General features: G+C 68.8%; 29 protein-coding genes and 1 pseudogene. 12 read left to right on the top strand and 18 right to left on the bottom strand.

The window, feature by feature from the left end:
* The first annotated feature begins 62 nt into the window (after positions 1–62).
* Complete coding sequence (locus J7D54_RS03700; RefSeq protein ID WP_182762011.1) at positions 63–626, top strand: isochorismatase family protein; 564 nt, start codon at positions 63–65, stop codon at positions 624–626.
* Here the strand turns inward: J7D54_RS03700 and J7D54_RS03695 are convergent.
* The 8 genes and pseudogenes from J7D54_RS03695 to J7D54_RS03660 all read right to left on the bottom strand — a co-directional run bounded on the left by J7D54_RS03695 (position 613) and on the right by J7D54_RS03660 (position 5,869).
* Entirely contained in the window at positions 613–1,029 is a 417-nt protein-coding gene (locus J7D54_RS03695) for a rhodanese-like domain-containing protein (protein WP_182762014.1), read from the bottom strand. The genes J7D54_RS03700 and J7D54_RS03695 overlap by 14 nt on opposite strands.
* Positions 1,026–1,454, bottom strand: a complete 429-nt coding sequence (locus tag J7D54_RS03690; protein ID WP_076059765.1) for a CBS domain-containing protein — start codon at positions 1,452–1,454, stop codon at positions 1,026–1,028. Before J7D54_RS03690 ends, J7D54_RS03695 begins: the two co-directional genes overlap by 4 nt.
* 47 nt (positions 1,455–1,501) lie before the next feature.
* A complete protein-coding gene (gene cysE / locus J7D54_RS14345; RefSeq protein ID WP_182762016.1) occupies positions 1,502–2,368 on the bottom strand; it encodes a serine O-acetyltransferase in 867 nt (288 codons plus the stop codon).
* 80 nt (positions 2,369–2,448) lie between these two features.
* Positions 2,449–2,820, bottom strand: a complete 372-nt coding sequence (locus J7D54_RS03680; protein ID WP_245244113.1) for a response regulator transcription factor — start codon at positions 2,818–2,820, stop codon at positions 2,449–2,451.
* Between the two features lie 40 nt (positions 2,821–2,860).
* Positions 2,861–3,109 (bottom strand): annotated as a pseudogene (locus tag J7D54_RS14415) (ATP-binding cassette domain-containing protein); the annotation flags it as partial.
* 87 nt (positions 3,110–3,196) lie between these two features.
* On the bottom strand, positions 3,197–4,639 hold the full coding sequence (nhaA, locus tag J7D54_RS03670; protein WP_182762020.1) for a Na+/H+ antiporter NhaA: 1,443 nt from the start codon (positions 4,637–4,639) through the stop codon (positions 3,197–3,199).
* 211 nt (positions 4,640–4,850) lie between these two features.
* The gene (locus J7D54_RS03665) at positions 4,851–5,405 is read right to left on the bottom strand and encodes an NADPH-dependent FMN reductase (protein WP_182762022.1); all 555 of its coding nucleotides are present in this window, start codon (positions 5,403–5,405) and stop codon (positions 4,851–4,853) included.
* A gap of 83 nt (positions 5,406–5,488) precedes the next feature.
* The gene (locus J7D54_RS03660; protein ID WP_182762024.1) at positions 5,489–5,869 is read right to left on the bottom strand and encodes a hypothetical protein; all 381 of its coding nucleotides are present in this window, start codon (positions 5,867–5,869) and stop codon (positions 5,489–5,491) included.
* Between the two features lie 85 nt (positions 5,870–5,954).
* Between J7D54_RS03660 and J7D54_RS03655 the strand changes: the two genes are divergently transcribed.
* The 3 genes from J7D54_RS03655 to J7D54_RS03645 all read left to right on the top strand — a co-directional run bounded on the left by J7D54_RS03655 (position 5,955) and on the right by J7D54_RS03645 (position 8,386).
* A complete protein-coding gene (locus J7D54_RS03655) occupies positions 5,955–6,374 on the top strand; it encodes a GNAT family N-acetyltransferase (RefSeq protein ID WP_182762026.1) in 420 nt (139 codons plus the stop codon).
* 213 nt (positions 6,375–6,587) lie between these two features.
* Entirely contained in the window at positions 6,588–7,604 is a 1,017-nt protein-coding gene (locus J7D54_RS03650) for an NAD-dependent epimerase/dehydratase family protein (protein ID WP_182762029.1), read from the top strand.
* Positions 7,601–8,386 (top strand): YqjF family protein, encoded by a 786-nt coding sequence (locus J7D54_RS03645; protein ID WP_182762031.1) that lies wholly within the window; start codon positions 7,601–7,603, stop codon positions 8,384–8,386. The genes J7D54_RS03650 and J7D54_RS03645 overlap by 4 nt, the downstream gene beginning before the upstream one ends.
* On the opposite strand, the gene J7D54_RS03640 is transcribed toward J7D54_RS03645, so the two are convergent.
* The 5 genes from J7D54_RS03640 to J7D54_RS03620 form a co-directional block, all read right to left on the bottom strand.
* Positions 8,289–8,738: a pyrimidine dimer DNA glycosylase/endonuclease V gene (locus tag J7D54_RS03640; protein ID WP_182762033.1), complete on the bottom strand. Its 450-nt coding sequence runs from the start codon at positions 8,736–8,738 to the stop codon at positions 8,289–8,291. The two genes, J7D54_RS03645 and J7D54_RS03640, sit on opposite strands and share 98 nt — an antisense overlap.
* Before the next feature lie 9 nt (positions 8,739–8,747).
* Entirely contained in the window at positions 8,748–9,767 is a 1,020-nt protein-coding gene (locus J7D54_RS03635) for an NmrA family NAD(P)-binding protein (RefSeq protein ID WP_182762035.1), read from the bottom strand.
* A gap of 6 nt (positions 9,768–9,773) precedes the next feature.
* The gene (locus tag J7D54_RS03630; protein ID WP_182762037.1) at positions 9,774–10,502 is read right to left on the bottom strand and encodes a CPBP family intramembrane glutamic endopeptidase; all 729 of its coding nucleotides are present in this window, start codon (positions 10,500–10,502) and stop codon (positions 9,774–9,776) included.
* A 68-nt stretch (positions 10,503–10,570) separates the two neighbouring features.
* Positions 10,571–11,686 carry a cell wall metabolism sensor histidine kinase WalK gene (locus J7D54_RS03625; RefSeq protein ID WP_182762039.1) on the bottom strand — a complete coding sequence of 372 codons (1,116 nt, stop codon included), beginning with the start codon at positions 11,684–11,686 and terminating at the stop codon, positions 10,571–10,573.
* Positions 11,683–12,390 (bottom strand): response regulator transcription factor, encoded by a 708-nt coding sequence (locus J7D54_RS03620; protein ID WP_182762041.1) that lies wholly within the window; start codon positions 12,388–12,390, stop codon positions 11,683–11,685. The genes J7D54_RS03625 and J7D54_RS03620 overlap by 4 nt, the downstream gene beginning before the upstream one ends.
* Before the next feature lie 120 nt (positions 12,391–12,510).
* Between J7D54_RS03620 and J7D54_RS03615 the strand changes: the two genes are divergently transcribed.
* The 3 genes from J7D54_RS03615 to J7D54_RS03605 are packed head-to-tail and all read left to right on the top strand — an operon-like array spanning position 12,511 to position 14,296.
* The gene (locus tag J7D54_RS03615; RefSeq protein WP_209455202.1) at positions 12,511–12,813 is read left to right on the top strand and encodes a glutaredoxin; all 303 of its coding nucleotides are present in this window, start codon (positions 12,511–12,513) and stop codon (positions 12,811–12,813) included.
* Positions 12,813–13,745, top strand: a complete 933-nt coding sequence (locus tag J7D54_RS03610) for a cytochrome c biogenesis CcdA family protein (protein ID WP_182762043.1) — start codon at positions 12,813–12,815, stop codon at positions 13,743–13,745. Before J7D54_RS03615 ends, J7D54_RS03610 begins: the two co-directional genes overlap by 1 nt.
* Positions 13,742–14,296 carry a peroxiredoxin gene (locus tag J7D54_RS03605; RefSeq protein WP_182762045.1) on the top strand — a complete coding sequence of 185 codons (555 nt, stop codon included), beginning with the start codon at positions 13,742–13,744 and terminating at the stop codon, positions 14,294–14,296. Before J7D54_RS03610 ends, J7D54_RS03605 begins: the two co-directional genes overlap by 4 nt.
* Positions 14,297–14,317: 21 nt before the next feature.
* Here the strand turns inward: J7D54_RS03605 and J7D54_RS03600 are convergent, their stop codons facing one another.
* The 3 genes from J7D54_RS03600 to J7D54_RS14340 all read right to left on the bottom strand — a co-directional run bounded on the left by J7D54_RS03600 (position 14,318) and on the right by J7D54_RS14340 (position 15,823).
* A complete protein-coding gene (locus J7D54_RS03600) occupies positions 14,318–15,103 on the bottom strand; it encodes an enoyl-CoA hydratase/isomerase family protein (protein WP_182762047.1) in 786 nt (261 codons plus the stop codon).
* Between the two features lie 157 nt (positions 15,104–15,260).
* Positions 15,261–15,467 (bottom strand): cold-shock protein, encoded by a 207-nt coding sequence (locus J7D54_RS03595; protein ID WP_076059814.1) that lies wholly within the window; start codon positions 15,465–15,467, stop codon positions 15,261–15,263.
* A gap of 230 nt (positions 15,468–15,697) precedes the next feature.
* Positions 15,698–15,823 (bottom strand): hypothetical protein, encoded by a 126-nt coding sequence (locus tag J7D54_RS14340; RefSeq protein WP_255433444.1) that lies wholly within the window; start codon positions 15,821–15,823, stop codon positions 15,698–15,700.
* A gap of 81 nt (positions 15,824–15,904) precedes the next feature.
* Between J7D54_RS14340 and J7D54_RS03590 the strand changes: the two genes are divergently transcribed.
* Complete coding sequence (locus J7D54_RS03590) at positions 15,905–16,660, top strand: DUF1801 domain-containing protein (RefSeq protein ID WP_182762049.1); 756 nt, start codon at positions 15,905–15,907, stop codon at positions 16,658–16,660.
* Positions 16,661–16,675: 15 nt separating this feature from the next.
* On the opposite strand, the gene J7D54_RS03585 is transcribed toward J7D54_RS03590, so the two are convergent.
* Positions 16,676–16,846 carry a hypothetical protein gene (locus J7D54_RS03585; RefSeq protein ID WP_182762051.1) on the bottom strand — a complete coding sequence of 57 codons (171 nt, stop codon included), beginning with the start codon at positions 16,844–16,846 and terminating at the stop codon, positions 16,676–16,678.
* A gap of 170 nt (positions 16,847–17,016) precedes the next feature.
* Between J7D54_RS03585 and J7D54_RS03580 the strand changes: the two genes are divergently transcribed.
* The 4 genes from J7D54_RS03580 to J7D54_RS03565 all read left to right on the top strand — a co-directional run bounded on the left by J7D54_RS03580 (position 17,017) and on the right by J7D54_RS03565 (position 25,125).
* Positions 17,017–18,420 (top strand): short-chain fatty acyl-CoA regulator family protein, encoded by a 1,404-nt coding sequence (locus tag J7D54_RS03580; RefSeq protein ID WP_182762053.1) that lies wholly within the window; start codon positions 17,017–17,019, stop codon positions 18,418–18,420.
* A gap of 210 nt (positions 18,421–18,630) precedes the next feature.
* Positions 18,631–20,220: a malate synthase gene (locus J7D54_RS03575; RefSeq protein ID WP_182762055.1), complete on the top strand. Its 1,590-nt coding sequence runs from the start codon at positions 18,631–18,633 to the stop codon at positions 20,218–20,220.
* Positions 20,221–20,262: 42 nt separating this feature from the next.
* Complete coding sequence (locus J7D54_RS03570; RefSeq protein ID WP_209455201.1) at positions 20,263–24,471, top strand: isocitrate lyase/phosphoenolpyruvate mutase family protein; 4,209 nt, start codon at positions 20,263–20,265, stop codon at positions 24,469–24,471.
* Between the two features lie 99 nt (positions 24,472–24,570).
* Positions 24,571–25,125: a hypothetical protein gene (locus J7D54_RS03565; protein ID WP_182762057.1), complete on the top strand. Its 555-nt coding sequence runs from the start codon at positions 24,571–24,573 to the stop codon at positions 25,123–25,125.
* Between the two features lie 73 nt (positions 25,126–25,198).
* On the opposite strand, the gene J7D54_RS03560 is transcribed toward J7D54_RS03565, so the two are convergent.
* Positions 25,199–26,659, bottom strand: a complete 1,461-nt coding sequence (locus J7D54_RS03560) for an HNH endonuclease signature motif containing protein (RefSeq protein ID WP_182762059.1) — start codon at positions 26,657–26,659, stop codon at positions 25,199–25,201.
* Positions 26,660–26,691 lie beyond the last annotated feature (32 nt).

Here is a 26,691-nt window from a genome sequence, read left to right as displayed (position 1 = left end):
CCGCATCTCTGGCCCCCGGGCCGCCCCTACAGTGGAATCCACAGTCAGGGAGGGGTCTCGAGATGGCACGTGCACTGATCGTCGTCGACTGCCAGGTCGACTTCTGCGAGGGCGGCGCGCTGGCCGTCGAGGGCGGCAACGCGGTGGCGGAGGGGATTGCGGAACTCCTGGCGTTGCGACACGGCTACGACTACGTCGTGGCCACCCGGGACCACCACATCGACCCCGGCGCCCATTTCTCACCCACGCCGGACTTCGTCGACTCCTGGCCCCCGCACTGCGTCGTCGGGACGGCGGGGCAGCAACTCCACGAGGCGCTGCGCCCCTATCCTTTCGACGCCGTCTTCGACAAGGGCTCGTACCGCGCCGCCTACTCCGGCTTCGAGGGCACGATCGGCGCGCACGACGACGGCGTCGGGCTGGCGCAGTGGCTCGGCGAGCAGGGCGTCACCCGCGTGGATGTGGTGGGCATCGCCACGGATTACTGCGTGCGGGCCACGTCCCTCGACGCCGCTCGCGAGGGTTTCGACACCACGGTGCTCAGCCGGCTCACGGCCGCGGTGCACCCGGCGAACGTCCCGGCGGTTGCGGAAGAGGCCGCCGGGGAACGCATCACCTGGGCTTGAGCGGTTCGACGGGGTGCCCGGCCTCTGCCCATGCGCTGAACCCGCCGTCGAGATGGGTCACGTCCGTGCGGCCCATCTCGTGCAGCGCCGCCGCGGCCAGCGCTGAGCGCCAGGCCGAGCCGCAGTAGAGGACCAGCCTGCGCCCGTCGTCGAGGGACTTACGGTAGTAGGGCGACGCCGGGTCCACCCAGAATTCGAGCATCCCGCGCGGCGCCCGGTAGGCACCGGGGATGACGCCGAGCTTCTCCAGTTCGCCCTGCTCGCGGATGTCGACGAACAGCACCGAGGTGTCGTCGAGCAGGGGGAGGGCGTCCTCGATCGCCACGGGTGGCACGACGCTGTTGGCTTCGGCCACGAGATCCTGCGCCGTGCGGCGCAGCGGTTGTCCGGGGGCCCGCGTCATCCGTGCAGGTACTTGACGAGATGTTCCTGTTCCGTCTGCAGTTGGTCGATCCGGCTCTTGACGATGTCGCCGATGGAGACGATCGCGGCGAGGTGCCCGTCGACCATGACCGGCAGGTGCCGCGCGCGGAACCTGGTCATGTCCGTGGCCACAGCGGCCAGTTCGTCGTCCATGCCGCAGGTGTGCACGTCGGAATCCATGACGTCGGAGATGGGCCTGTCGAGGAGGTCCGGACCGAATCTGCGGAGGCCCTGCACGATGTCACGCTCGCCGACGATGCCGGTGACCGTGTCGTCGTCGTCCGTGATGACCACCGCGCCGATGCGATGTTCGGCCAGGAGGTCGACGAGGTGCCGCACGTCCTGGTCAGCACGCGCGGTGATGACCGAGCTGCCCTTGTTGTGAATGACTTCGTTGATCCGCATGCCCCAAACTAACGCGTCCGCGGGGCGTGCGCAGCACTTCGTCGGTGTTATTCGCGGACTTCCCCGGTGTCCGAGGGCTTTGCGTCGCCATCGCCGTTGCCGTTCCCCTTGCCGTTGCCGTTGCCCAGGGTTTGGATCATGTCGAACGCGGGGAGCGAGGCCGGCGGCACGTTGACCACCTTCGCGGGCACACCGGCGACGGTGGTGTGTGGTTCGACGTCCTTCAGCACCACGGAACCGGCACCGATCTTGGCGCACTCCCCCACCCGGATGTTGCCCAGCACCTTCGCGCCGGCGCCGATCATCACGCCGCGGCCGATCTTGGGGTGGCGGTCGCCACCCTCCTTGCCGGACCCGCCCAAAGTCACCTCGTGCAGCATGGAGAAGTCGTCCTCCACGACGGCGGTCTCGCCGATAACGACCGACGTGGCGTGGTCGAACATGATCGACTTGCCGATCCGGGCGCCGGGGTGGATGTCGACGGCGAACGCCTCGGAGATGCGGCTCTGGAGGTACAGCGCCAGGGGCTTGCGGTCATGCGTCCAGTAGAAGTGGGCCACGCGGTAGGCCTGGATGGACTGGAAGCCCTTGAAGTACAGCAGCGGGTTCGCGTAGCCGGGGCAGGCCGGGTCCCGCGTCACGACGGCCTGCAGGTCCGCCCGGATGGCCTCCTGGATGCATTCCTGTTCGTGCAGCACGTCGTGGAAGATGTCGCGCAGGCCCAGCGCCGGCAGGGTGGGGCTGTCGAGCTTGCTGGCCAGGATGTAGGCCAGCGACTCCTCGACGTCAGGCTGGCTGAGGATGGTGGCGTGCAGGAACCCGGCCAGCAGCGGCTCGCTGTCCGCAGCCTCGCGGCATTCGCGCTTGATCGCGTCCCAGATCTGGTCATCGGGCACGAGGCGGGCGGGATCCATGACGGCCTCCTGAAGTCGGGTCGTCCCACAGGTTACCCGCAGCGCAGGCTGGGCTGAGCGTTGTTCGCCGTGGGCAGTGGCTACAGGAGGCCGCGGTCGAAGGCGACCCGCACCGCCGCGGCGCGGTCCCCCACCCCGAGTTTGCCGAACACCCGCGAGAGGTGGGTCTTCAACGTCGCCTCACTGATGAACAGTCGCGCGGCAGCCTCCCTGTTCGTGCCCCCTGCCGCGACCTCCCGCAACACCTCCAGTTCGCGCTCCGTCAACGACGTCCCGCAGCCCCTGCCACTCAGCACGCTCAGGGCTCTGGGTGTCAGCACCGGATGGCCCGCGGCGAGTTGGCGCACGGCGTCGACGAGGTCGTCGCGCGGGGTGTCCTTGAGGAGGTACCCGTCCGCGCCGGCCTCCAGGGCATGCCGGATGTCCTGGTCCGTGTCGTAGGTGATCAGCACGAGGATCCGCGGCCGGCTGGGATGCCGGCAACTGGCACTGCTGGAGTTGCATGCCGACGAGGCTGCGGAACCCCCGGGGGTCGTCCGCAGGGTCCATGCCGTCGACAGAGATGGACCCACCGTCGCGGCTGCGGAGGCCGCCGATGCATTCGACGGTGGTGGTCTTACCGGCGCCGTTGGGACCGAGGATGCCGACGATCTCGCCCTCGTCCACGCTGAGGTTGATGCCGTTCAACACGCGGTGCGCGCCGTACCTCTTGGTCAGTCCGGAGACATGGATCAGTGCCATGTCTCCATCATTCCGCGGCTGGAGCCCCGGCGGATCAGCCAGGAGGATCGACGCGGGGTCATCCGATCGGATGATTCGGGCCCGGCGTCAGTCTTCGGAGCTCGGGCCGTAGCGGCTGTCGCGCTCCTCGTCCAGGGACTCCTTGAACTCGGTTTCGACGTCGAGTTCCACCCCGTCGAGCGCGGCCATGTAGTCCATGTCAGGATCCGGGATGTCCTCGCCGTCCATGAATCCGATCACGTCCGGGTGCCAGGACAGGTCGCGTCGCTCGTCGCCCGTGATGGGCTCGGTGTCGACGTCCGGGACACCGTCGAGGTTCATGTCCGCCCGGCGCGCCATCCGAGCGTCCCGCGACAGCGCGATGGCGCCCGCGATGGCCGAGACCGCGGTGCCCAGCAGCACGCCGATCTTGGCGCCGGCGGTGTGGGTGCCGTCGGCGAACGAGAGATCCGCGATCAGCAGCGACACCGTGAAGCCCATGCCGCACACTAGACCGATGGGCAGGAGGTCCCTCAGCCCGATGGCGTCCGGGAGTCGCAGCGGGGTCAGTTTCGTCACCAGGGTGGTGGTGAGTAGGACGCCGGCGATCTTGCCGACGAACAGGCCCGCGACGATGGCCAGCACCACCGGCTGCAGGACGATGTCGCCGATGCCCTCGCCGGTGATGAACGTCACGCCGGCCGCGAAGAAGGCGAAGATCGGCAGCACGAGGCCGGCGGAGTAGGGCTGGAGCGCATTGTTGATCGTGTGCGTGCGCGCCTCCTCCTCGCCGTGGACGGGGTGGGCCGGCACGCAGAAGCCGAGGATGACCCCGGCGATGGTGGCGTGCACGCCGGAGGAGTGCATGAACCACCAGGCGGCCAGGCCCAGCAGCACCAGCACCCAGCGCGGCCAGCGCCGGGTGCGCACCACGAACCAGAAGGCGACTGCGGCGGCGGCGGTGCCCAGCAGCATCAGGATGTTGAGGTCGCTGGTGTAGAACACGGCGATCACGATGATGGCCAGCAGGTCGTCCACCACCGCCAACGTCATGAGGAACATGCGCAGCGCGCGCGGCAGGCCCCGTCCGAAGACGGCCAGCACGGCAAGCGCGAAGGCGATGTCGGTGGCGGTGGGGATGGCCCAGCCGTGCGCGGCGCTGGAGTCGCCGGTCAGGAGGATGACCAGCGAGAAGATGATGGCGGGCATCGCCATGCCGCCCACCGCCGCGAGGACGGGGACAGCCGCTTCCTTGAGGTTGCGCAGCGAGCCGACCACGAGGTCGTGCTTGAGTTCGACGCCGACGAGGAAGAAGAAGAGGGCGAGCAGCCCGTCAGAGGCCCAGGCCGCGAGGGGCAGGTCGAGGTGCCAGGCTTCGGGGCCGACGCGCAACTCCGACAACGCGTGATAGGCATCGGCCCACGGGGTGTTGGCCCAGATGAGCGCCACCATCGCCGCAGCGAGGAGCAGCGCTCCGCCGGTGGTCTCCCGGGTCACCCAGAGGCGGAGCCTCTCGGCCGTGGGGGGCCGTTCCATCACGTCGGTCGTCATTGATTCTCCAGTCCGTGGCGCTGGGTGATGTGCGCCAAATTACGCTGCTCACCCTGGCGGTCCTCCGGGTTGCCAATTGTTGCAGGGGGCCGCAACGGTGAGAATCTACCGTCCACGCCAGATGGGGGGACGGGTGCCCCGACGACGGAAACACCCGGCGCGCCGACGCACACCGGGTGTTCTGGTTGTCGAGTTGAGGCTCGGCTGAGCCTCAGGCTGCGAGCCGCTCCTCAGCGCCGCTGAAGGTGATGAAGGCCCCGACGAAGCCCTCGATGATCGCGCGGAGGTTCTCCGACTGGATGGTGCCGTCCTCGCGCAGGTCGCCGTCGCGGAACTGGACGAACGCCTCGGGCTGGCCCATGACCTGCATGTCGAGGTGGGCGAGCACGTTGCGCAGGTGCTGCTGCGCCATGGCGGTACCGGCGCCGCCGGGCGAGGTGCCGATGACGGCGGCGGGCTTGCCGCCCCACACCGAGGTGCCCCAGGGACGGCCGCCCCATTCGAGGGCGTTCTTGAGCGCGGCGGGCACGGTGCGGGAGTACTCGGGGGTGACGAAGATCACGGCATCGACGTCGGCGACGGCCGCCTTGAAGTCGAGGGCGACCTGGGGGTAGTCGACATCCGCGTCACGGTTGTACAACGGCAGGTCCGCGATGGCGACCTCGACGTATTCGACACCGGCCGGCAGCACGGTGCCGATCGCCTTGGCGAGGGAGCGGTTGATGGAGGTCGACGAGAGAGAGCCGACGATGTAGCCGATGCGCATGGAAAACCTTTCGAAGTTCATTGCTAGTTGAAATGTTAACCATTCGCCGGAGGTATGCCAAATCGGTTCGGTGGGCGCGCGGCTCAGGCCTCGTCGAAGGCGTCGGGTTCCTCCGCGTACTTCGCCTCGAGCGCCTCCTGGAGCCCGGCGTCGTCGGGGATGAGGGCGTAGTAGTCGTTGTCCGCACTCTGCTCGAGGTCCTCGAGGGCTTCCACGTCGCCGACGACCTCAGCGGACTCGGCCTCGATGCGCTTGATGAGCTCAGCCACCTGGTCCAGCCCCAGCCAGCGATATCCCTCCTTGGCCTCGGAGAGTTCCTCGGGGTCGATCGTCTCCACGGCGTGGAGGGCGCCCCCGTTCATCACCATGCCGTGGAAGACCAGAGCAGCGGCGAGCGCGATGTCCCCGTCGCCCTCTCCCCCGCCGTCGAGTGCGCGGTTCCAGATTCCGTCCAGGTTGCTCATGCGCGGAATTCTAGGCGGTTGTTCCGTGGTGTCCATTCCGCCGTCGGCGCCGAAGAGTGGCCCGGGTGCTGACTACGCTTGATTCATGACGGCGATCGAGTTGACCGAGCACGACCTCCCCACCAGGGAGGAGCTCGTGACGCTCTACGACAGCGTCGGATGGAGTGTGTACACCACGGATCCCGAACGCCTGTACGACGCGGTGAGCCGCTCGCTGCGGGTCGTGTGTGCCCGCGAGGACGGCCAACTCGTCGGCCTTGCTCGCGTCGTCGGCGACGGCCTGACCATCGTCTACCTGCAGGACATCCTCGTAGATCCCGCGCACCAGCGCACGGGCATCGGCAGGCGCCTGTTCGAGCGCATCCTGGAGCCGTTCGGCGACGTGCGCCGGCAGGTGCTCATCACCGATGACCAGCCGGGGCAGCGGAACTTCTACGAGTCGCTCGGCCTCACTGAGATCGCGGACGTGGCGCACCCGATCAAGGCCTTCGTCCGCTTCGCGTGAGTCACGAGCACTCTCCCCGGGCGCGCCGTGCACCCCGGGACGGAGCCTGTCGAACCCTTCTCCCGGGTCTGGATCGGTGTTAGTTTGAGCGCATCGCCGGCCCGCGGGCGGGCGTCGACTCCCCCGGAAGGAACGCTCATGGCCAGCATCTCCATCATCGGTCCGGGCGGCGTGGGCCGAGGATCGCGTCCTGGAGCCGGGTGACGCCACAAGATGAAGTTGCTGATCCTCGGAGGCACCGGATTCCTCGGCCGCGCCGTCGTGGCGGAAGCGCTACTGAAGGGCTGCGACGTGACCTGCCTGGCCCGCGGCAACGGACCGGTGCCCCGCGGGGCCGAACTGGTGCGTGAGGATCGGAACGACGACGACGCGCTGTCGGTCGTGTCCCCCACAGGCTGGGACGCCGTGATCGATCTGGCGAGCGACCCGGGGCACGCCCGCCGGGCAGCCCGCGACCTGGACGCCCGCCGCTGGGTGTTCGTCTCGACGGGCAGCGTCTACACGCGGTTCGACTCGCCCGAGCAGGACGAGGCGGCGGAGGTCCACGCGCCCCTCGAGGCGGACCGGATGACAGAGATGACGCAGTACGGGCCGGCGAAGGTCACCTGCGAGGAGGCCTACCGACGACGCTCGCCCAACCACACCATCATCAGGGCCGGCCTCATCGGCGGCGAGGGCGACGTGTCCGGCCGCTCGGGCTACTACCCGTGGCGCTTCGCCCACCCCACCGGCCCAGACGTGCTCGTGCCGGATCCCACTTTCCCGACGGCACTCATCGACGTGCGCGACCTTGCCGACTGGATCGTGCACTGCGCCGCCCACCCTGTGAACGGCACGTTCAACGCCGCAGGGGTGAGCACGACCCTGGCTGAGGTGTACGAACTGTCCCGCGACATCTCAGGCAGCCCCGCGGTCCCGCGGATGGTGGACGACGCCACCCTCGTCGAAGCCGGCATCGCACCGTGGGCCGGTCCCCGATCGCTCCCTCTCTGGGTGGACGACCCGGCCTGGCGCTACGCGGCGACGCTCGACAGCGAGAAGGCCCGTGGACAGGGCCTGCGCACACGCCCCCTCCGCGAGACGCTCGCGGCCGCCCTCGCCTATGAGGACATCCGAACCGAGCCCCGACGCGCCGGGTTGACCGACGAGGAGGAGCTCGCGCTTCGCGCGTTCGTCGAGGCGACGAGTCAGGGCTCCACCCACCGAGACGCGGAAGGAACGCAGACATGAGTGGCCGATTGCCCGACATGCCCCTCCACACCCCCGTGAACCTCCAGGACTGGCAGGACACGACGTTCCTGCACTGGGACTACCCGCCGGATCTGGTGCAGCGGCTCCTGCCCCCCGGGCTCCGCGTCCAACAGTGGGGCGGCGTCACCTGGATTGGCGTCATCCCGTTCCGGATGGCCAACGTGCGCGGGCCCGGCATGCCCGTGGTTCCCGGATGGAAGGCCTTCGCCGAACTCAACGTCCGCGCCTACGTGACCGCGCCCGACGGCAGCGAGGGCATCTGGTTCCTCGGGATGCTGGTGGCACGGTCCTCGTTCGCGTTGGCGCTGCGCACGATCGGCCTGCCCTACTGGGTGTCGAACTCGGAGGTGCGGACGGCGTGGCCCCGGATCGACTACCGCTTCGGCGCCCCGGGGCTCCTCGGCCCGCGGGTCAAGGACTGGTTCACCGCCACCGTCGAGGTGGGAGCACCGCTGACGGAAAAGGAGCGCACCCCGCTGGTGGACACGCTCACGGGGCGGTTCACCGCGTTCCACCGCCGCGGCATCATGTGGCAGACGCCCGTGGAGCACCAGCCGTGGCCGCTGCACCGCGCCACCGTCGACGGCGAGCTCACCGCGCCACTGCGCTGGGTGGGGCTGCCGGAACCGGACAGCGCACCCATGATCCAGTCGTCGCCCGGGGTCAACGTGAAGCTGGCGAGCCTGCGGCCCGCTCCCATGCTTCGACTCCCCCATGCACCACCCGGAAGAGCCTATGCACCGTCGGCTGCACGTCAGTGAGGCTGCGGTGCACCTCCGGGCTGCGGGCGGCGAGCTTCGCCAGTAGGTGCTGCCATTCGAACGCCACCTGGCCGTCTGTGACGTCGATCACGTCCGCCGTGCGGGGCACGTTGAGGATCCGCGTGCGGTCAAAGGTGTAGCCGCGCTCAGTGGCGGCGTCGGCGATGCCGTCGAGAAAGGCCGCCATCGCCGACAACGGTTCGGCGGTGGACCGGAACCGCACGAGTTGTGGATGGTGCACGTAGCCCTTCGTGCCGCCGGCCAGCACCTTCTGCGCGAGGAGCGCCTCCCGCCACGCGGCGGTGAGGCCCTGCCTGTCGAGCAGCGAGGGGGTGAGGGACCAGAGTCGCATCGCCGGGCGTCAGTTTCGCATCGCGAGGAACGCTGCGGTCGCCAGGACCGTGAGGGCTGCGGCCACCGCCGCGACGTTCCGCAGGGCGTGGTCCGCCGGGGCCTCCACCATGGCGGCGCGCACGGCGTCGTCGAAGTCGGTGAGGCCACCGTCGGGTGCCGGCACGTAGCGGTCGATGTCGTTCTCCCGGCAGAAGACCTCATGGACGAGACTGCCGATCAGGGGTTTGGCCACCCCCACATCGAGGGGGGTCACCAGCCCGATCCACAGGCTGGCGAGGTGCGGGGTCAGGACCGGCAGCGTCACGATGAGTCGGTGCCGGAGGCCCGTCACCGCGGAGAACCGCTGCAGCATGTCGGCGTAGGTGAGTACCTCGGGGCCGCCGACATCGAAGGTGCGGTTCACGTCATCGGGCAGATCGGCGGCGCCCACGAGGTAGTGGAGGACGTCGTCGATGGCGATCGGCTGGATGCGGTTGTTCAGCCACTTCGGCGCCACCATCACCGGGAGACGTTCCGCGAGATAGCGGAGCATGTCGAAGGACACCGACCCGTTGCCGACGACGACGGCGGCCTGGATGACGGCCGTGGGCACTCCGGACGCCAGGAGGATGTCGCCCACCTCCACGCGGGACGCGAGGTGCGGTGACAGTTCACCGTCGGGGTGGAGACCGCTGAGGTAGACGATGCGGCGCACGCCCGCCCGGGCCGCCGCGTCGCCGAACGTCTGGGCCAGGGCCCGGTCGCGCGCCGCGAAGTCGTCGGCCTGACCCATCGAGTGGATGAGGTAGTAGGCCGTCTGCACTCCCTCGAACGCGGTGGCGAGGTCGTCGGGAGAGTCCGCGTTGCCTTCGGCGATCTCCACGCGTTGTCCCCACGTCTGCCGTTCGATGCCTTCCTTGTGGCGGGTGAGCACACGTACCCGCCACCCCTCGTCGAGGAGGCGTTGGGTGAGGAGGCCGCCGATGTAGCCGGTGGCGCCGGTCACGAGCGCGGTGCGGTCTGCGGGTGGGGACGCTTCGGTGGTCATGTCGGGTTACCTCGAGATCTGTAGAACGGTGGGGAGCAGCAGGAGCATGCCGGTGGACCAGGTGATGTGCGTGATGATGGGCGCGAGCACGCCGCCGGTGACGCGGCGTTGCAGCGCGGTCACGAACCCGAGCACCGCGGCCGCCAGCACGAGCAACGGCACGCCGGAGCCGATGGTGGTCAGGGTGCAGAGCACGGTTGTGCCCGCGACGGCATGGCGCGGGGCGAAGGCCGAGAAGAGGGCGCCGCGGAAGTACAACTCCTCCACGACCCCGTTGAGCAGTGTGAGGGCGAGCACGATGGGCAGCGACCCGTAGCGGGCGTGGTCGAGGAGGTCGTCCACGGGCTCCCGCAGTAGGGGGATGCCCGCCACGACCGCTGCGCCGGCGAGGAAGAGGACCACGAGCAGCGCCCCGAGCGCGAAGGGTTGGATGACGGGGGTGGTCACGCCCCCCGCACGGGTACGGGCCGAGCCGAGCCGCAGCGGCCCCGCCACCAGGGCCCCCACCCCCCAGACTGCCGCGAGCCCGAGCGCCGCCGGGTAGAAAAGGTCGTCGCCGGCCTCAATGCGCAAAGTTGCCGCCAACGCGATGGTGCCGACGGCGTAGCCGAGCCCGGCGACGATGCGGCGGCGCCGTAGCACGCGCGGTTCTTCGGGGACGTGGGCCGTGACCGGCTCTGCCAGGGAGGCGCGCAGGAAGTCGCGCAGTTCGGTGATGACTGCTGCGTGCCACATGAGCGCCAGTCTGCCATGCACCCCGGCGCGCGACAGCACGTCGGGCGGGCCGGCATCGGCGGCTGCGGTCAATCCTCGACGGCAGCCGGCAGGGTGAGCGTGAACGTCGACCCTTGTCCGGGCCCAGCACTGGTCGCGGTCAGCGACCCGCCGTGCGCCAGGGCCAGGCTCCGGGCGATGGTGAGCCCGATGCCGGAGCCGGCCGCATCGCGGCTCCGGGCCGTGTCCGTCCGGTAGAAACGGTCGAACACCTTGGCCAACTGGTCGGGCGTGAGCCCGTCTCCGGTGTCGGTGACCCGGATCTGGACATTGCCGGGGAGCGCGGCCGTCGAGATGGTGACGTGCCCGCCGGCTGCGGTGTGCCGCAGTGCGTTGCCCAGCAGGTTGGCGAGGATCTGTCCCACCCGCTGCGCATCGGCCAGGACGACGGCGGTCGTGTCGTCAGCGGTCAGGGCGACTCCCTTCTCCTCGAACCTGTGCGCCAGTGAAACGACGGCGGCGGCCACCAGGTCCCGGACCGCCTGGGGCTGCGTCTCGAGGGTGAAGCGACCCTCCTCGGCACGGGACACATCGTCGAGATCGGCTGCGATCTGCCGCAGGCGCGACGCCTGCAGCGCGAGGAGGTCCTGGCTCGCGCCGTCCCACGGGACCACGCCGTCGGTGAGCGCCTCCAACTCGGCCGTCAGCGTCGCCAACGGCGTCCGGAGTTCGTGGGCGACATCGGACAGGAGCCGTCGTCGGCTGCTTTCGACGGAGTCCAGGCGTCCGGCCATCGCGTTGAAGGCCTCAGCCACGGCGTCGAACTCGCGGCTGGTGCCGCCGATGGGGACCCGGGCGTGGTAGTCCCCCACCTCCAGGCGTTCGCTGGCCGCGGTGAGTTCGTCCAAGGGGCGCCGCAGCCTGCGCGTCTCCAGCCAGGCCAGGCCGGTCGCCACGCCCAGCGCAACCAGGAACCCGGCCCCCAGGGATGTGAGCCCAGCTTCCATGAACGCCTGCTCGACGTGCCTCATCTCGGGGGATCCCTCGGTGTGTCCGAGCTGGAGGAGGTGTCCGTGGAAGAGGGGCGGCCCGACGACCCCGGCCACGAGTGCCGCGGCGAGGAGCCCCGCTGTGACCACCATCGCCTGAGTGAGGAAGGCACGGGTTCCCCACCGCAGACGCCCGAGCACCGCGGCCCGGCTCATCCCTGCCCCATCCGGTAGCCGACGCCGCGGATGGTGAGGAGGTAGCGGGGCTCGCCCGGTGGATCAGCGAGCTTCTTGCGCAGGTTCGCCACGTGGACGTCGACCACATGCTCATCGCCCACCCACGAGGGGCCCCACACCTCATCGATGATCTGACGGCGACTCATGGCCAGGTGGGGTCGCGCCGAAAGGGCATCGAGGATGTCGAATTCCGTGCGGGTCAGGGGCACCTCCTCACCCGCCACCGACGCCTCCCGGCCGTCACTGTCGATTCGGAGCGCACCGAAGGTCCGGGTCTCGGATGCTTCCGCCGTCGGCGCCGGGGCACGACGCGGTCTGCGGAGCACGGCGTTGACCCTGGCCACCACTTCGCGGGGGCTGAACGGCTTGGTGACGTAGTCGTCGGCACCCACCGAGAGACCGATCAACTTGTCCACCTCGTCGGTGCGGGCCGTGAGCATCAGGATGTAGCAGTCAGAGAAGGTACGTACCTCGCGGCACACCTCGATGCCGTCCAGCCCGGGCAGCCCGAGGTCGAGGATGATGACGTCCGGGTCCAGCGCCCGCGCCCTCGACACCGCCTCAGGCCCGGTGTGGGCGAGAAACGTCGCGAAGCCGGCACGGTCGAGGTAGGACGCGACGATGCCGGCGAGCGCACGTTCGTCGTCCACGATCAGGATCTGCGGGGTTCCCGGGTTCGTCATGCGGCCATTATCCGGGTCATGCTCCTCCCGCCACGTGATTGAGCGCACCCACCGGTTTCCTTGATCGGACCTTGACCTCTCCTGAACCGATTCCTGACCTCGTGAGGCGACTCTGGAGGGGTGAGAGAGACAGCACTGACCGCAGCGCCGCGAGCCGGCACCGAACCGGCCGAGGTGATCCTGGTCACGGCCCCCGCCTGCCACTTCTGCGACGACGCCCACGCGCGGCTCCGGGACCTGCAGGATGTGGGCCTCGTGCGCCTGAGGACGGTGGCCGCCGATTCCGACGAAGGTGCCGCGCTCATCGCCGCGCACAGGCCGGCGATGTTCCCGCTCACGCTGGTCGAGGGGCGGCGGTTCCACGACGGGCGGATCCCGCGCGGCAAACTGGCGCGCCTCGTCAGTGAACTAGAGGCCCGCTGATGGGCGCCGATCTCCTGGGTGCCGGGGGCATCCTTGCCGCGTTCCTCGCCGGGGGTGTGGCTCTGTTCGCTCCCTGCTGCATCGTCTTCCTCGCCCCCAGTTACCTCGCCGCGGCGGCGAAGAACCGACGGTGGCGTCTACTCCCCCTCACGTTCGTGTTCGCGGCGGGCCTGGCCGCCGTGTTGGTGCCCATCACGATGGGCGTCAGCATCATCGCCGGCGCCATCGCGAAATACCACGTGGTGCTCTACTGGGCGGGCGGCCTCCTGATGATCGGGCTGGGCGCGCTGGCCCTGTCAGGTGCCATGTGGTCGATGCCCTCGTTCCTGCGCGCGCCGGACACCGCACGCGGCGACACCGGCACCTTCTTCAGTCTCGGCGTCTTCTCCGGCATCGCCTCGAGTTGTTGCGCCCCGGTTCTCGCCGGCGTCATGACGCTGTCGGCCCTCTCCGGCTCGGCTGCCGGAGGGCTCCTGCTGGGCGCCGCCTACGTGTTCGGCATGGTCATCCCCCTCTTCGTCATGGCGTTGCTGTGGGACAAGCGACCGGAGGCCATGCGTCGCCTCCGGGCGCGGCCGGTGAAGCTGTCGCTCGGTCGGTTCAGCTACTCCACGAACACGGTGAATCTGCTCGTGGCGACCGGTTTCGTCATCATGGGCGTCCTGGTCATCGGGCAGGCCGGCGCGGACGACATGACCGGCGGAGATGCACCGCTTCTCGGGTTCGGCGCCTGGCTGAGCGACAGCTTCGCATGGCTGGTCGCAGTCACCGCGCCCGTTCCGGAGGCGATCCTCGGCCTCGGCCTGCTCGCGCTCGTGTCCCTCTTCGTGGTCGCCACGCTGCGCGACCGCACCCGGCGCCGCGACACCGTCGCGGCGGCCCATGACTGCTGCCCGGCCGAACCCGCCACGTCTTCGAAGGAGCTTCGATGAAGGACCCCAGGCTCGTCTGGATCAGGGCGCTCGGCGCGCTGACGACCGTCGTCATCCTCGCCGTCACCGGCTACGGCCTGTGGACCGCCGTCCCGGAATCCGGCGACACGGAGCACCGGGCGCCGGACTTCACCCTCACCACCACAACGGGCGAGAGCGTCACGCTCAGCGAGCTGCGCCCCAGCCCCGTGATCCTGTACTTCAACGAGGGGGCGGGCTGCGGGTCCTGCACGATGCAGATGGCGGAGATCGAAAAGCATGCGGGCTTCGCCGAGGCCGGCATCAAGGTGCTGCCCATCGTGATGAACACGGCTGAGCAGATCCAGGCCGACATGGACCAGTTCGGCGTGACAACGCCGTTCCTCCTGGATGACGGGAAGGTGTCGAAGGCCTACGACGTCCTCGACAAGGGCATGCATCCGGGCCTGCCCGGCCACGGCTTCGTGCTCATCGACGGCGACGGGGTCCAGCGGTGGTACGGAAACTACCCGTCGATGTGGCTCCCTCCCCAGGACCTGCTCGACGAGGCCCTCGGACGGCTCAAGAGCTGAGCCGTCCGAACAGCGGGCCGGTCACGAACCGCGCGTCGCCCGATCCGTCTTGGCCTGCAGGAACGCGTTGATCCGGTCCCGCGCCTCGTCCGTACCGAAGCTGGCGGCTATGGTGCGGGCCTCCTCGTCCAGTTGATCCGCGAAGGACCGCGAGCACGATGACCGGATGAGTCGCTTCGCCTCGCCGTAGGCACTGGCCGCGCCGTCCAGCCAGCTCCGGGCGACGGCGTGCGCGCGGGTGGCGTATCCCTCGCCCCGCACCACTTCGGCGACCAGGCCCCAGCACTGCGCTTCTTCGGCGGTGAGCATGCGGTCTGACAACACGAGTTGCAGCGCGCGACGGGTGCCGACGGCGCGGGACAACTGCGCGGTGACGGATAGGTCAGGCGTGAGGCCGATGTTCGCGTAGCGGCTTCCGATCCGGGCTCCGGCGGCGGCCACCACGTAGTCAGAGCTGAGCAGCACGCCCAGCCCGCCGCCTGCCGTCACGCCGTGGACGGCAGCCACCACAGGGATGCTCGACTCCGTCAGGGCCCGGATCCCCCGGTTGATGGTGTGCGCCAACTCCTCCAGATCCGACGGCGAGCCCATGGTCGTGGCCATGTCGACGACGTCCCCGCCCGCGCAGAAGCCCGGGCCGGCCCCGTCGATCAGGATGGCCCCGACGTCGCTGCGCGAGGTTATGTCGACCGTCGCCTTCTCCCAGGCGCGGGCGAGATCAGCGTTGAAGGCGTTGAGCCGCTCAGGGCGGTTGAGGGTGAGATGGGCCAGGCCATCGTCGATTGAGACCAGGAGAGGATCTGTCACGGCACGCTCCTTTGCGTCGGATCCTGGATCAACCCTAGACCCACGCGGGTCAAGGGAGTTTGAGGCGGTGTCGCAACCTTCCGGTGGGGAGACTGGCGGAATAACAAAGGGCCGCTGCCTCCATTCCTGGAGGCAACGGCCCTTTGAGCTCTAAGCGTCAGCGAAGGACGGTGACGTTCGAGGCCTGGAGACCCTTGGGACCCTGCTCGACGTCGTACTCGACCTTCTCTCCTTCTTCTACCGACCGGTAGCCCGTGGACTTGATGGCCGAGAAGTGCACGAATACATCTTCCGACTTGTCGTCGGGTGCAATGAACCCGAAGCCCTTCTCACCGTTGAACCACTTGACCGTACCTGTAGCCATGACTTAAGCCCTTCTGGCTTTGTGTGGCCGACTTTCGACCACAACTGGTGTCTGCTCGTCACACTTCTCAGAGGGAACCGCGTGGCCTGACGACCATTGCCTAATGGCTGTACAACACCTACTGCCGAGCAGGTCTCCAGCTTAGCCTCATTCGGGCCCAAACGGCGAGTCGGGCGTCAAAATCGAGGATTTTGATTCCTGGCACTTCTCTGCATGGCCGCCAGAACGGGTCAGGACGCGCCCTCCGCCCGGGCCTGCCCGGCGTCGAGGCCGGCGGTCTCGTCGAGCTGGTGGACGCCGAAGACGCTGCCCTGCGTGTCCACGAAGTAGCCCTGCCAGGCCATTCCCGGGTTCATTGCTGCTCCTCGTGCGCGTGTGACGCACGCCGCGTGCGCCAATCACGATTCTCCTCGCCGACCGTGGCTTAGCGTGTGGGTATGGAGAACAAGACCCGACCCACCACCACTCCGGTGCCGGACTTCCTCGACGGCCTGGACGCGCGTCGTCGCGGGGAGGCTGAGGATCTCATCGCCATGATGCGGGAGGTCTCAGGGGAGGAACCGGTGATGTGGGGACCCAGCATCATCGGCTTCGGCAGCACCTCCTACCGGCTCGCGTCCGGGCGCGAGGGCGAGATGGGGCTACTGTCCTTCAGCCCACGGAGATCCGCCATCACGGTCTACATCCCCGAGGGTTTCGAGCGGCACGGAGACCTGCTCGACCGCCTGGGCAAGCACCGCACCAGCGTCAGTTGCCTGTATCTCAACAAGCTCGCCGATGTCGACGCGGAGGTCCTGCGCGAGTTGGTGCAACGCTCGTTCCAGCACCACACCGGACCCCCGCCGGCCAAACCCACCACCGTCGACGAATACCTGGCCTCGGTGCCGAACGCCGCCCGTCCCCATCTGGATGAGTTGAGGGCACTGGTCCGCGAGGTTGCCCCTGAGGCGCAGGAGGTGCTCAGCTACGACATCATCGGCTACCGCCCGGCGGGCACGAAACGGGCCCACGGATTCATCTCGGGGTGGCGCGATCACATCGGCGTCTACCCCGTGCCGAAGGACAGTGCCCTGGAGGCGGAGCTGAAGCCCTACCGCCGGGGCAAGGGCACGCTCTGGTTCCCGCTGGACGAGCCCCTCCCCCGGGAACTGCTGGCCCGGGTCTTCGCGGCCCTGCTGACGACGGGAGGCTGAGCCCGTTCGACGGGGTCAGCGTCGACGGAATTGTCCCTGCAGCGTGCGCACGAGCAACACCGCGCCGATGACGACGGTGATGAGACCCAGCCCGCCCAGGCCGGGTGAGTCGTCGGCCTGGCCAGCCATGACCACGAGACCGCCGAACGCCACGAGGAACACCCCTGCCGCAATCGAGAGAACCATCCACCAGCGATCCACGCCGCACCTCCGAGGACGAAATCTACTCCCCGTTCCCGCAGGGCCGCGGCCGGGAAGCCGACGGCAATCCCCCGCCCCGGGTGGCCAGTTGGCAGCGCCAGCCACAGGTTGCCAATTCTGCCAACGCGGGAGACGCGGGACGCTAGCGTGTCGACATGGAGAAGGTGTTCGGTGGTGCACGCCTGAGGAGACTGCGCGAGGAGCGCGGGCTGTCCCAGGTGGAGCTCGCGCGCGTGCTGGTGATCTCCCCCAGCTACCTCAACCAGATCGAGCACGACACCCGGCCGCTGACCGTCACGGTCCTCGTCCGTCTGACGGAACTGTTCGGCATCGATCCGTCGTACTTCTCCCCGCGTGACACTGCGCGCCAGTTGGCGCAACTGCGGGAGGCGCTGCGCGAATCCTCCGACGACGAGGCACGCACCCTCCCGTTGAGCGACCTGCAGCAGATCGCCCGCACCATGCCTGAGGTCACCGAGGCCATCGTCCGTCTCCACCGCGGGTACCGCGATGCCGTCACCCTCGTGGAATCGGACACGGCGCGCGCCGGCGGGCGGCTGGCGCTGATGCCGCACGAGAGGGTCTTGGAGTTCTTCGACAAGCACCTCAACTACTTCAACGCGCTCGACCGTACCGCCGAGCGACTCGCGAAGGCTGTGGGGCACCGAGGCGGCGACCTGATGCACCAACTCCGCTCCCACCTGGAGACGGTCCATGGGGTGCAGGTCACCATCGACCGTGGCGGGCTCGCCCAGGACATGCACGCCTACGACGAGCGGCACCGCACGCTCGTCCTGGCCCCGGATCTGCGCCAAGGGCAACAGGCCTTCCGGATGGCGACGCAACTGGCCTACCTCGAGGCCGAGCACCTGCTGGACGAGGCGCTGACCACCGTCGAGTGGCCCGACGAAACGAGCCGGACCCTCGCGCGGATCGGTCTGGCGCACTACTTCGCGGCGGCACTGGTGCTGCCGTACACGGAGTTCTTCAGGCGCGCGGAGAGGCTCCGCTACGACGTCGAGGAACTGGCCGAGCACTTCGACGTGGGCTACGAGACCGCCGCGCACCGTCTCAGCACGCTGCAGCGACCCGGGATGCGCGGCGTCCCCCTGATCTTCATCCGCGTCGACCGGGCCGGGAACGTCTCTAAGCGCCAGTCGGCCACGGGCTTCCATTTCTCGCGCGACGGCGGTACCTGCCCCCTGTGGAACATCTACGAAGCGTTCAGTTCGCCTGGCCAGGTCAAGGTGCAGGTGGCGGAGATGCCCGACGGTCAGCGCTACCTGTGGATCGCCCGCACGGTCACCCACCGTCGGGGTGGCTACGGTAGCCCCGCCAAGACCTTCGTGATCGGGCTCGGCTGCGAACTGCGGCAGGCGGGCAGGCTCATCTACAGCCTCGGCCTCGACCTCATCGAGCCGGACGTGGTGCCCATCGGCCCCGGCTGCCGGACGTGCGACCGGCCCCGCTGCATCCAGCGGGCCACCCCTCCCGTCGGGCTGGCGCTGCGCGTCGACGAGTCACGCAGTAGCTTCGCTCCGTACCCACTGTCAACCTGAGGCGTCGCTTCCCGCTTGGCGGTTCTTCGCACGTGGAGGTGTGGGCAGGACCTAGCCAGAGCTGATTGCGCAGGCGGTGTGAGCGTTCTCAACCTCCGACGCAGCGGTGCGTGCGTTCACTGGCTTCACAGACACGTCATTTGTGGTTTTCGATACTTGGCAAATCGGCACCCTTGTGGCCTCCTCGCGGCGCACCGGATGCTTATCGACATGTTCACGAACCCATCCCAGACAAACCGTCTCCAGGCAACGACGCCCTCCGCGGGATACCACCTGTCGGTGGTCGGGGATCCGGTCCCCGGAGACGAAACCCTTCTCACCCCCGAGGCGCTGGAATTCATCCGTGCCCTCCACCGCAAGTTCAGCAAGCGCCGCCTAGCTCTTCTGGATGCCCGCTTCCGCCGCACCACCCGCCGCGACACCCTCGGCTTCCTGCCCGAGACCACCGCGATCCGCAACGACGACTGGTCGGTCCCGGCGCCGGCCCCCGGCCTCGAGCGTCGCGTCGTCGAGTTGAGCGGCCCGGTGGATGCAGCCTCCTGCATCGAGGCGGTCAACTCGGACGCCGACGTCTGGATCGCCGACTTCGAGGATTCCACGAGCCCCACCTGGGCCAACATCATCACCGGCCACCTCAACCTCAAGGCCACGGTGGCGGGCGGCCTGCCCGGGATCCGGGCCGAGGGTGGCCCCACCGTCGTCCTGCGCCCGCGGGGCTGGCACCTCCTCGAGCGCCACATCAAGGTCGACTCCGAGCCCGTCCCCGCCAGCCTCGTGGACTTCGCACTGCACTGCTTCCACAACGCGGCCCCGCTGCTCGAGCAGGACCGTGGCCCGTACTTCTACCTGCCGAAGCTCGAAACCCACCAGGAGGCCCGCCTCTGGAACGACGTCTTCGACTTCGCCGAGGCCTCACTGGGGCTGCCGGCCAACTGCATCCGGGCGACAGTCCTCATCGAGACCATCACCGCAGCCTTCGAGATGGACGAGATCCTCTTCGAACTGCGCGGGCACGCGGCGGGCCTCGCTGCGGGCCGCTGGGATTACATCTTCAGCATCATCAAGCAGCTCGGCGGGGATGCCAGCTTCCAGCTGCCGGACCGCCGGGACATCACCTTCGACGCCGGTCACCTGCAGGCCTTCTTCGACCTGCTGGTCCACACGGCGCACCGACGCGGGGCCCATGCCCTCGGCGGGCTCACCGCCACGACCACGGACGAGGTGGATTCCTCGGAGCAGGTCCGAGCCGCCAAGGAGAGCGACGCCCGCCGCGGTTTCGACGGCTCCTGGGTCGCGCAGGTGGACCTGATCGGCACGTGCCGCGAGGCCTACGCCGGTGTCCTGGCCAGCCGGCCCCACCAGCTCGAGGCCAAGCTCGACGACCCCGGCGTCACCTCGGAGCACCTGCTCACCCTGGAGGAGCCCGGCCCCGTCACGGCCGATGGGATCGCGGCGAACATGGCCGTCCTGGTCCGGTTCCTCGACGCCTGGCTCGACGGCCGCGGCGAGATCGCCGTCGACGGCCTGCTGCAGGAGACCTCCACCACCGAGATCGCGCGGGCCCAACTGTGGCAGTGGTCCCGGACCGGGGTCACCAGCGACGGCGGACTGCCCGTCACCCGGCACGTGCTGGTCGACGCCCTGGACCGGGAACTCGAGGCGCTCAGCGCCGACGACGATTCCCGCCACGACGGCCGGCTCGCGGCGATCCGCCACCTCGTCGAGTTCGGAGCCCTGGGCGAGGTCCTGCCCCCGTCGGTCACCGAACACGCCTACCGGCGCTACCTCCTCGACGCCTGACCTCCCCCATCACCCCGTCCAGAAAAGAAGGAGCACCCGTCAATGTCGACCGCGCAGACCACCATTCGCATCAACCCCGCGGCTCTTGCCGCCTACCCGGACGTCTACACCCCGGAAGCCGTGGCCGCCCTCGAGGCGCTCGCCGGGCTGGACACCCAGCGCGCTGAGCTCATGGACCGCCGCATCCAGCGCCGGACCACACGCGCCAACGAGCGGCAACCCCTCGAGTTCCTGGCTGAGGACTCCGTCATCGAGGGCACCGGGATCACCGTCGCCGATGCGCGCGCCGGCCGCTTCACCGGCCCGGTGATTCCCGCGGACCTGCGTCGGCAGTGGATCCAAGGCACAGGGCCGAGCACGAAGCCGCAGGCGAGCGTCGCGTCCGGGCTGCGCAACGTCGCCTACGCCCTGCTGTCCGGCGCCGACGGCTGGATGTTCGACGGCGAGGACGCCCTCGGCCAGACCGGGTTCATGTCTCTCGACGCCCAGCGCAACCTGCGCCTCATGGTGGCCAACGATCCGCAGTTCCTCGCCGTGGCCGAGCAGGTCGCCGGCGAGATGAATGAGTGGGCGCGCGGCTTCCTCGGCCGAGAGATCATCGGCGACTGGCGGGAGCAGTTGGAGTTCACCACGCGGATCTTCCGCTGCCGCGGACTCCACCTGGACGACCGCCACCTCACACACGACGACGCCCGGGGCTTCTCGGCCAGCATCACCGATCTGGTGCTCTACGTCGTGCACAACCACCGCAACCTGGCTGAGCAGGGTCGCTCGATCGTGCTGTACCTGCCCAAGATCCAGACCGCTGCCGAGGCCGCCCACTGGGGCCGGTTGATGGACGCGCTCGAGGACCATCTGGGCCTCACCCGGGGCACCATCCTCGGCTACGTGCTGGTGGAGCAGGTGGAGGCCTCCTTCCAGCTGATGGAGATCCGGGCGGCGCTCGGCCTCCACTTCGTCGGCTTCAACACCGGCCGCTGGGACTACATCAACTCAGTCTCCGACGCCATGGCCTGGGATCCCGAGTTCACCAACCCCAACATCGACGCCATCACCATGACGTACGCCTACATGCGCGCCTACGAGGACCGCGTCCGCAGGGCCGTCAACACGCCCGACGCGGCAGGCAACTTCTCGCTCTGGCAGGGCGGGATGGAGCCCAACATCCCCGTCGGCAGCGAGGAGGGGGTCGCCACGGCCATGACCAGGGCGGTGGCCGGCGGCGAGCGCGAGCAGCGCGAGGGCGCCTCGGGCAAGTGGGTGGCCCACTGGAAGATGGTGCACATCATGCGGCCGGTCTGGGAACGCGTCGGCGACGACAACCAGCTCGGGCGCGAGTTCCCGGCGCTGACCTACACCGCCGAGGACGCCCGTGCCCTGACCCAGCTGGAGGACGCGCCCCGCACCGTCCGCGGCGCCCGCGACCTCCTGAGCGTGGGGCTCCAGTACGGCAACGCGTTCGGCCAGGGGTTCCAGGCCGCGGCGCTTAAGCCTGCGGATTTCTTCGGCGACGACAGCGTGCTCTACCTGATGGAGGACGCGGCCACGGGCGAGATCCGCCTCTCGGTGCTGTGGGAGTGGTTGCACAAGCGCGCCACGTTCACCACCGACGACGACGAGACCGGCGTCAGGGCCGGGGATCCGATGACCGCGGAACTGTTCGAACGGCTGCTCGACGAGGAGTATCGCAAGCTCGTCGCCGCGGATGCCAGAGACGTCCACGAGGTGTCGAAGACCACGACCCTGCCCATCGCGCGGGAGATCGTGCGCGCCTACGTCACGTACCCGGTCAAGGCGCCCTGGTACATCGATCTGCTCAACCTCAACCTCAACAACCACGGCCTGCGCGAGGCCGAGGCCCGGATCGAGCGGTACCTCACCGCGTTCGCCGACGACGGCACCCGCATCACCTGGAACCTCGATCTGGCCGCAGCGCCGACGCCCACCGACCATCCCATCACGTCAACCAACGAGGGACCTGACATGACCATCGATCAGACCGCCACCGACATCCAGCAGTACATGGACGGCGACCGCTTCGCCGGAATCAAGCGGCTCTACTCGGCCCGCCAGGTGGCGGAGCAGCGCGGCACCATCCCCACGGCGTACCCGATCGCCCGCGACAACGCCGCCGCCTTCCACACGCGGCTGCGCGAGCTGTTCTCGGAGAAGAAGTCGATCACCACATTCGGCCCCTACTCCCCCAGCCAGGCCGTGACCATGAAGCGCATGGGCATGGAGGGCATCTACCTGGGCGGGTGGGCCACCTCGGCCAAGGGATCGGTCACCGAGGACCCAGGCGCGGACCTGGCCAGTTACCCCCTCTCGCAGGTTCCCGACGAGGCGGCCGGCATCGTGCGCGCGCTGCTGACCGCTGACCGCAACCAGACCTACCTACGGGCCCGCATGCGCCCAGAGGACCTCGCGGTGGCCCCCGCCCCCGTCGACTACCGGCCGTTCATCATCGCCGATGCCGACACCGGCCACGGTGGCGACGCCCACGTGCGCAACCTCATCCGCCGCTTCGTCGAGGTGGGCGTGACGGGCTACCACATCGAGGACCAGCGCCCCGGCACGAAGAAGTGCGGCCACCAGGGCGGCAAGGTGCTCGTGGGGGTCGACGAGCAGATCAAGCGTCTCAACGCGGCGCGGTTCCAGCTCGACATCATGGGTGTGCCGGGCCTCATCGTCGCCCGCACCGACGCCGAAGCGGCCACCCTCCTCGACAACAACGGTGACGAGCGCGACCACCCCTTCGTCCTGGGCGCGACCAATCCGTCCATCCCGTCGTACAAGCTCGTCACCCTTGCGCTCATGCGCGCCATGCACACGGCGGGCACGAAGGTGTTGTCCGGCTTCCAGCTCTACACGATCACCGACGAGGAGTACGCCGCGGCCGACGAGTGGCTGGAGCACAACGGCCTGATGGCCAAGGCAGGGCAGGCGGCCACCCGGCTCGTGGGCGCAGCCGAGCCCATCGTCGATGAGACCTACGACGGCCTGGTCAACGACATGGTGGGCCTGTGGGAGGCCGCAGCCGGCCTGATGACCATCGGGGAGGCCGTGGCGAACCGGCTCCAACTGCTGGCCGCCGACGACGCAGACCTGCCGATCAGCGAGGAGGAGTGGCGCGAGTTCGCGGCGGATGCCTCCTTCTGGATGGTGCGTGACAAGGCGCGCGAGCTAGGCATCGACTTCTACTGGAACGCCGACGTCGCCCGCACCCCCGAAGGCTTCTACCAGGTGCGCGGGGGTATCGAGTACGCCATCCGCAAGTCGCTGAGCGTGGCGCCCTACGCGGACATCATCTGGATGGAGACGGCTTCGGCCGACATCAGGGAGGCCGAGCACTTCGCCAGGGCGATGCACGAGGTGTTCCCCGACAAGATGCTCGCCTACAACCTGTCACCATCGTTCAACTGGGACTCCACCGGCATGACCGACGACGAGATGCGCGAGTTCCCGGCGAAACTGGGAGCTGCGGGCTTCGTGTTCAACTTCATCACCTACGGCGGGCACCAGATCGACGGTGTGGCCGGCGAGGAGTTCGCCTCCGCGCTCATGCACGACGGCATGCTGGCCCTCGCCAAGGTGCAGCGCCGGATCAGGCTGCTGGAGTCGCCGTACCGAACGCCGCAGACCCATGTCGGCGGCCCGCGTCTCGACGCGGCGCTGGCCGCCTGCTCGGCACGCACCGCCACCACCAAGGCGATGGGCAAGGGCTCCACCCAGACCCAGCACCTGGTGCAGACCGAACTGCCGAAGAAGGTCCTCGAAGACTGGCTGGCCGAGTGGGCTGAGTTCAACGGGCTCGGGGCACCGCTGCAGGCGAGCCTGCGGCCCAGCCGGGAGGCGCCCGAACTGCTGGAACTGGCGGTCTACCGCGGGCCGGACGACAAGGTGCACAACATCGTGTTCGCCCCCATCAACGACCGCCACGGACGCACCTTCATCTCGGTGCGCGACCAGAACACCTTCGACGACAACCTCCGCAAGAAGCGCCTCTCGATGCTGGTGCACCTGTACATGATCCAGCGCTTCAAGGCCGACGCTGTGCACTACGTCTCGCCCACGGAAGCCAACGCCGCCCAATGCGAGCGGATGAAGGCCCAGGGCCTGTACTCCGACGTCGCCACTGAACTGGGCAACATCATCGTCGCGCGGGTCAGCAAGGAGCGGATGGCTGACCTGACCGCGCCGAACAGCGGCGAGATGTCGGACCTGATCTCCCGGGCCGACGTGAACGCCTGATTACCCGTTCCAACGGGGAGGGCCGTGCGGCACGTGTCGCACGGCCCCTCCTGTGGATAACTTTGACGGCCTGGCCCCGCCCGCAGCGAAGATCAGGGCATGTCGATGAGCAATCTGCATCCAGTTCCTCCACCATCCGCACCCGACCGCCGGGGTGAGCCCTGGACCGACGACGACTACCGCACCATGGTCACGCTCTGCCGACAGGGCGCCGTGATCGACGAGCTCTGCCAGGCACTCGGGCGAACGAGTCAGGCCGTCCTGGGCAGGGCCAAACGGCTGCTCCCCATGGCGGAGCGTGGCGCCCCCGGCGAGCGCGTGCTCGCGCAACTGCACAAGCACCTCGTCTCAGACGACCATTACGACTGGGAATCTCACCTGGCCGCACTCCCCCCTCCGCGTCCCGTGATCAACCACGTCCACCCGCCGGACCAGCTCACGGGCATTCCGGGACTCCACGACAATGAACTGCTCCTGGTGGCCGCCGCTCTTTTCCAGGCCGGGAAACATACACCGACCGGTCGGCTGATGGATGAGTGCGCCAGCGCTATCCGGCGAAGAAATCTCGTGGACCGCTTCATACAGGAGATGGTGGATCAGGCCCACGATGTCGTGAACCGCTCCGGCTACGGTTTCTACCCGGGATACCGCTGATCGGCGGCGCCGTGTCCTGAGCGGGTCGCTCTGGGGCCGGCCGAAGGGCCGACGACCCAATTTCGCGCCCCGGTCAGGATGGAACGGGAAGCGGGTCGCTCCGGTCTCGGTGCCAGACGGCCGCGCTGCGTTCGAGGAGTTCGTCGAGCCGGCGGAAGTCAGGTTCCTCCACATCAGCTTGGGTGCTGACCTGTTCAGCGATTCCGGACTCATCTGGGCAGGGTGGTGCCTTGGCTGACGGGGTGAGTTCGCGCAGCAGGTGTCGTGGGTGTTGCCTGGGTCTGCGCGCCGGATCGACATGTCGGGGTGGGGTGAACCATGCCCTTCCGGTGTCCGGGTCGAGGTGGACTTGCCACTGCGATTCGGGTGACTGTTGTGGGTCTGGCTCGACCAGCCGGTGATGGTGCGGGCAGAGGAGAACGCCGTTGGCGAGTGAGGATTCTCCGCCTGCCCACCAGGGGACGATGTGGTGCGCGTCACACGAGGCCGGTGTGGCGGTGCAGTGGGGGAACGCGCAGCCCCCGTCCCGCAGCATCAGGGCAGCGCGGATGGCGGGGGTGAACAGCCGATGTTCGCGGCCGACGTCCAAGGGCTGGGAGTCGCTGCCGAGCACCATCGGGATCACGCCCGCGTCGCAGGAGAGGCGACGGGCTTCGCCTGCGGTGAGGCCGTCGACGTCGAGGCCCGGCAACCCGACCGCTCCCAGCCCGGTGGTGAGGGTGTCGAGGTTCATGGTGATGTGGACCCGCGGCCGGTCCCCGCCATGAGCAGGCAGGTCACCGGCAGCGGCGGCGGCCTGAGCCAGCAGCACCAGGGCGTCGGCGCGTCGAACGTCCGGCCCCGGAGTTTCGCCCGCGTCCGCGTAGGAGGAGGCCGACGGCAGCAACGCCTCCAGCTGCGCGGCCAACAACGCGGCATCTGCCACCGGCAGCAGGCCAGTGATCCGGATCGAGCCGTGATGGTCCGGAGAAAGACGCAGAAACCTTCCCCTGCGAGCGGCCCGCTCTTCGGCTGCCAGACGCTTCGCGTCGTCAGCCTCCGCCAGGTCAGGATCAATCACCTCGACCAGCCGCGACGCCAACTCCCGCAACTCCGAAGGCCCCAGCGTGTCCACGTGTTCAAGCACCGACCTCTGGCACTCCACCAGATCTGCGCGGGTCAACCGGCCGGGCAGCTTCCGCAGCCCGGAGACGATCGCCTCGGCCTGCGCCAACGAAATTTCCCCGTCGTTCAACGCCGCAGCGATCAGCGAGAACCGCTCCCCGAGATCCATCGCCAGTTTCAACGACGCGGTGGCCTGGGAGGTGGTGGTGCGCACCGATTGACGGACCTCGTCGACGACACTGTCTGCGGCGGAGAGGCGGGCCTCGTGCAGGAGGTGGAGACGCAGGCCGGCCAGTTGGGCCTCGGCCTCGGTGACGGTGTGCACCATGTGGGCCAACCGTTCTGCGGCCGGTGAATCAGTGCGGAGTGAGCCTGCGGCGTCCCAGAGCGCAGCGATACCCTGCTGCATCAGTTCCCGCGCTTCGCTCATGTGAACTATTCTAAAGGAACGCACGGTCTAAA

The organism is Tessaracoccus sp. MC1865 (assembly GCF_017815535.1).
Lineage (GTDB): Bacteria > Actinomycetota > Actinomycetes > Propionibacteriales > Propionibacteriaceae > Arachnia.
The sequence above is the reverse complement of the archived record's forward strand: the minus strand, read 5'-3'. Positions and strand labels throughout refer to the sequence as shown.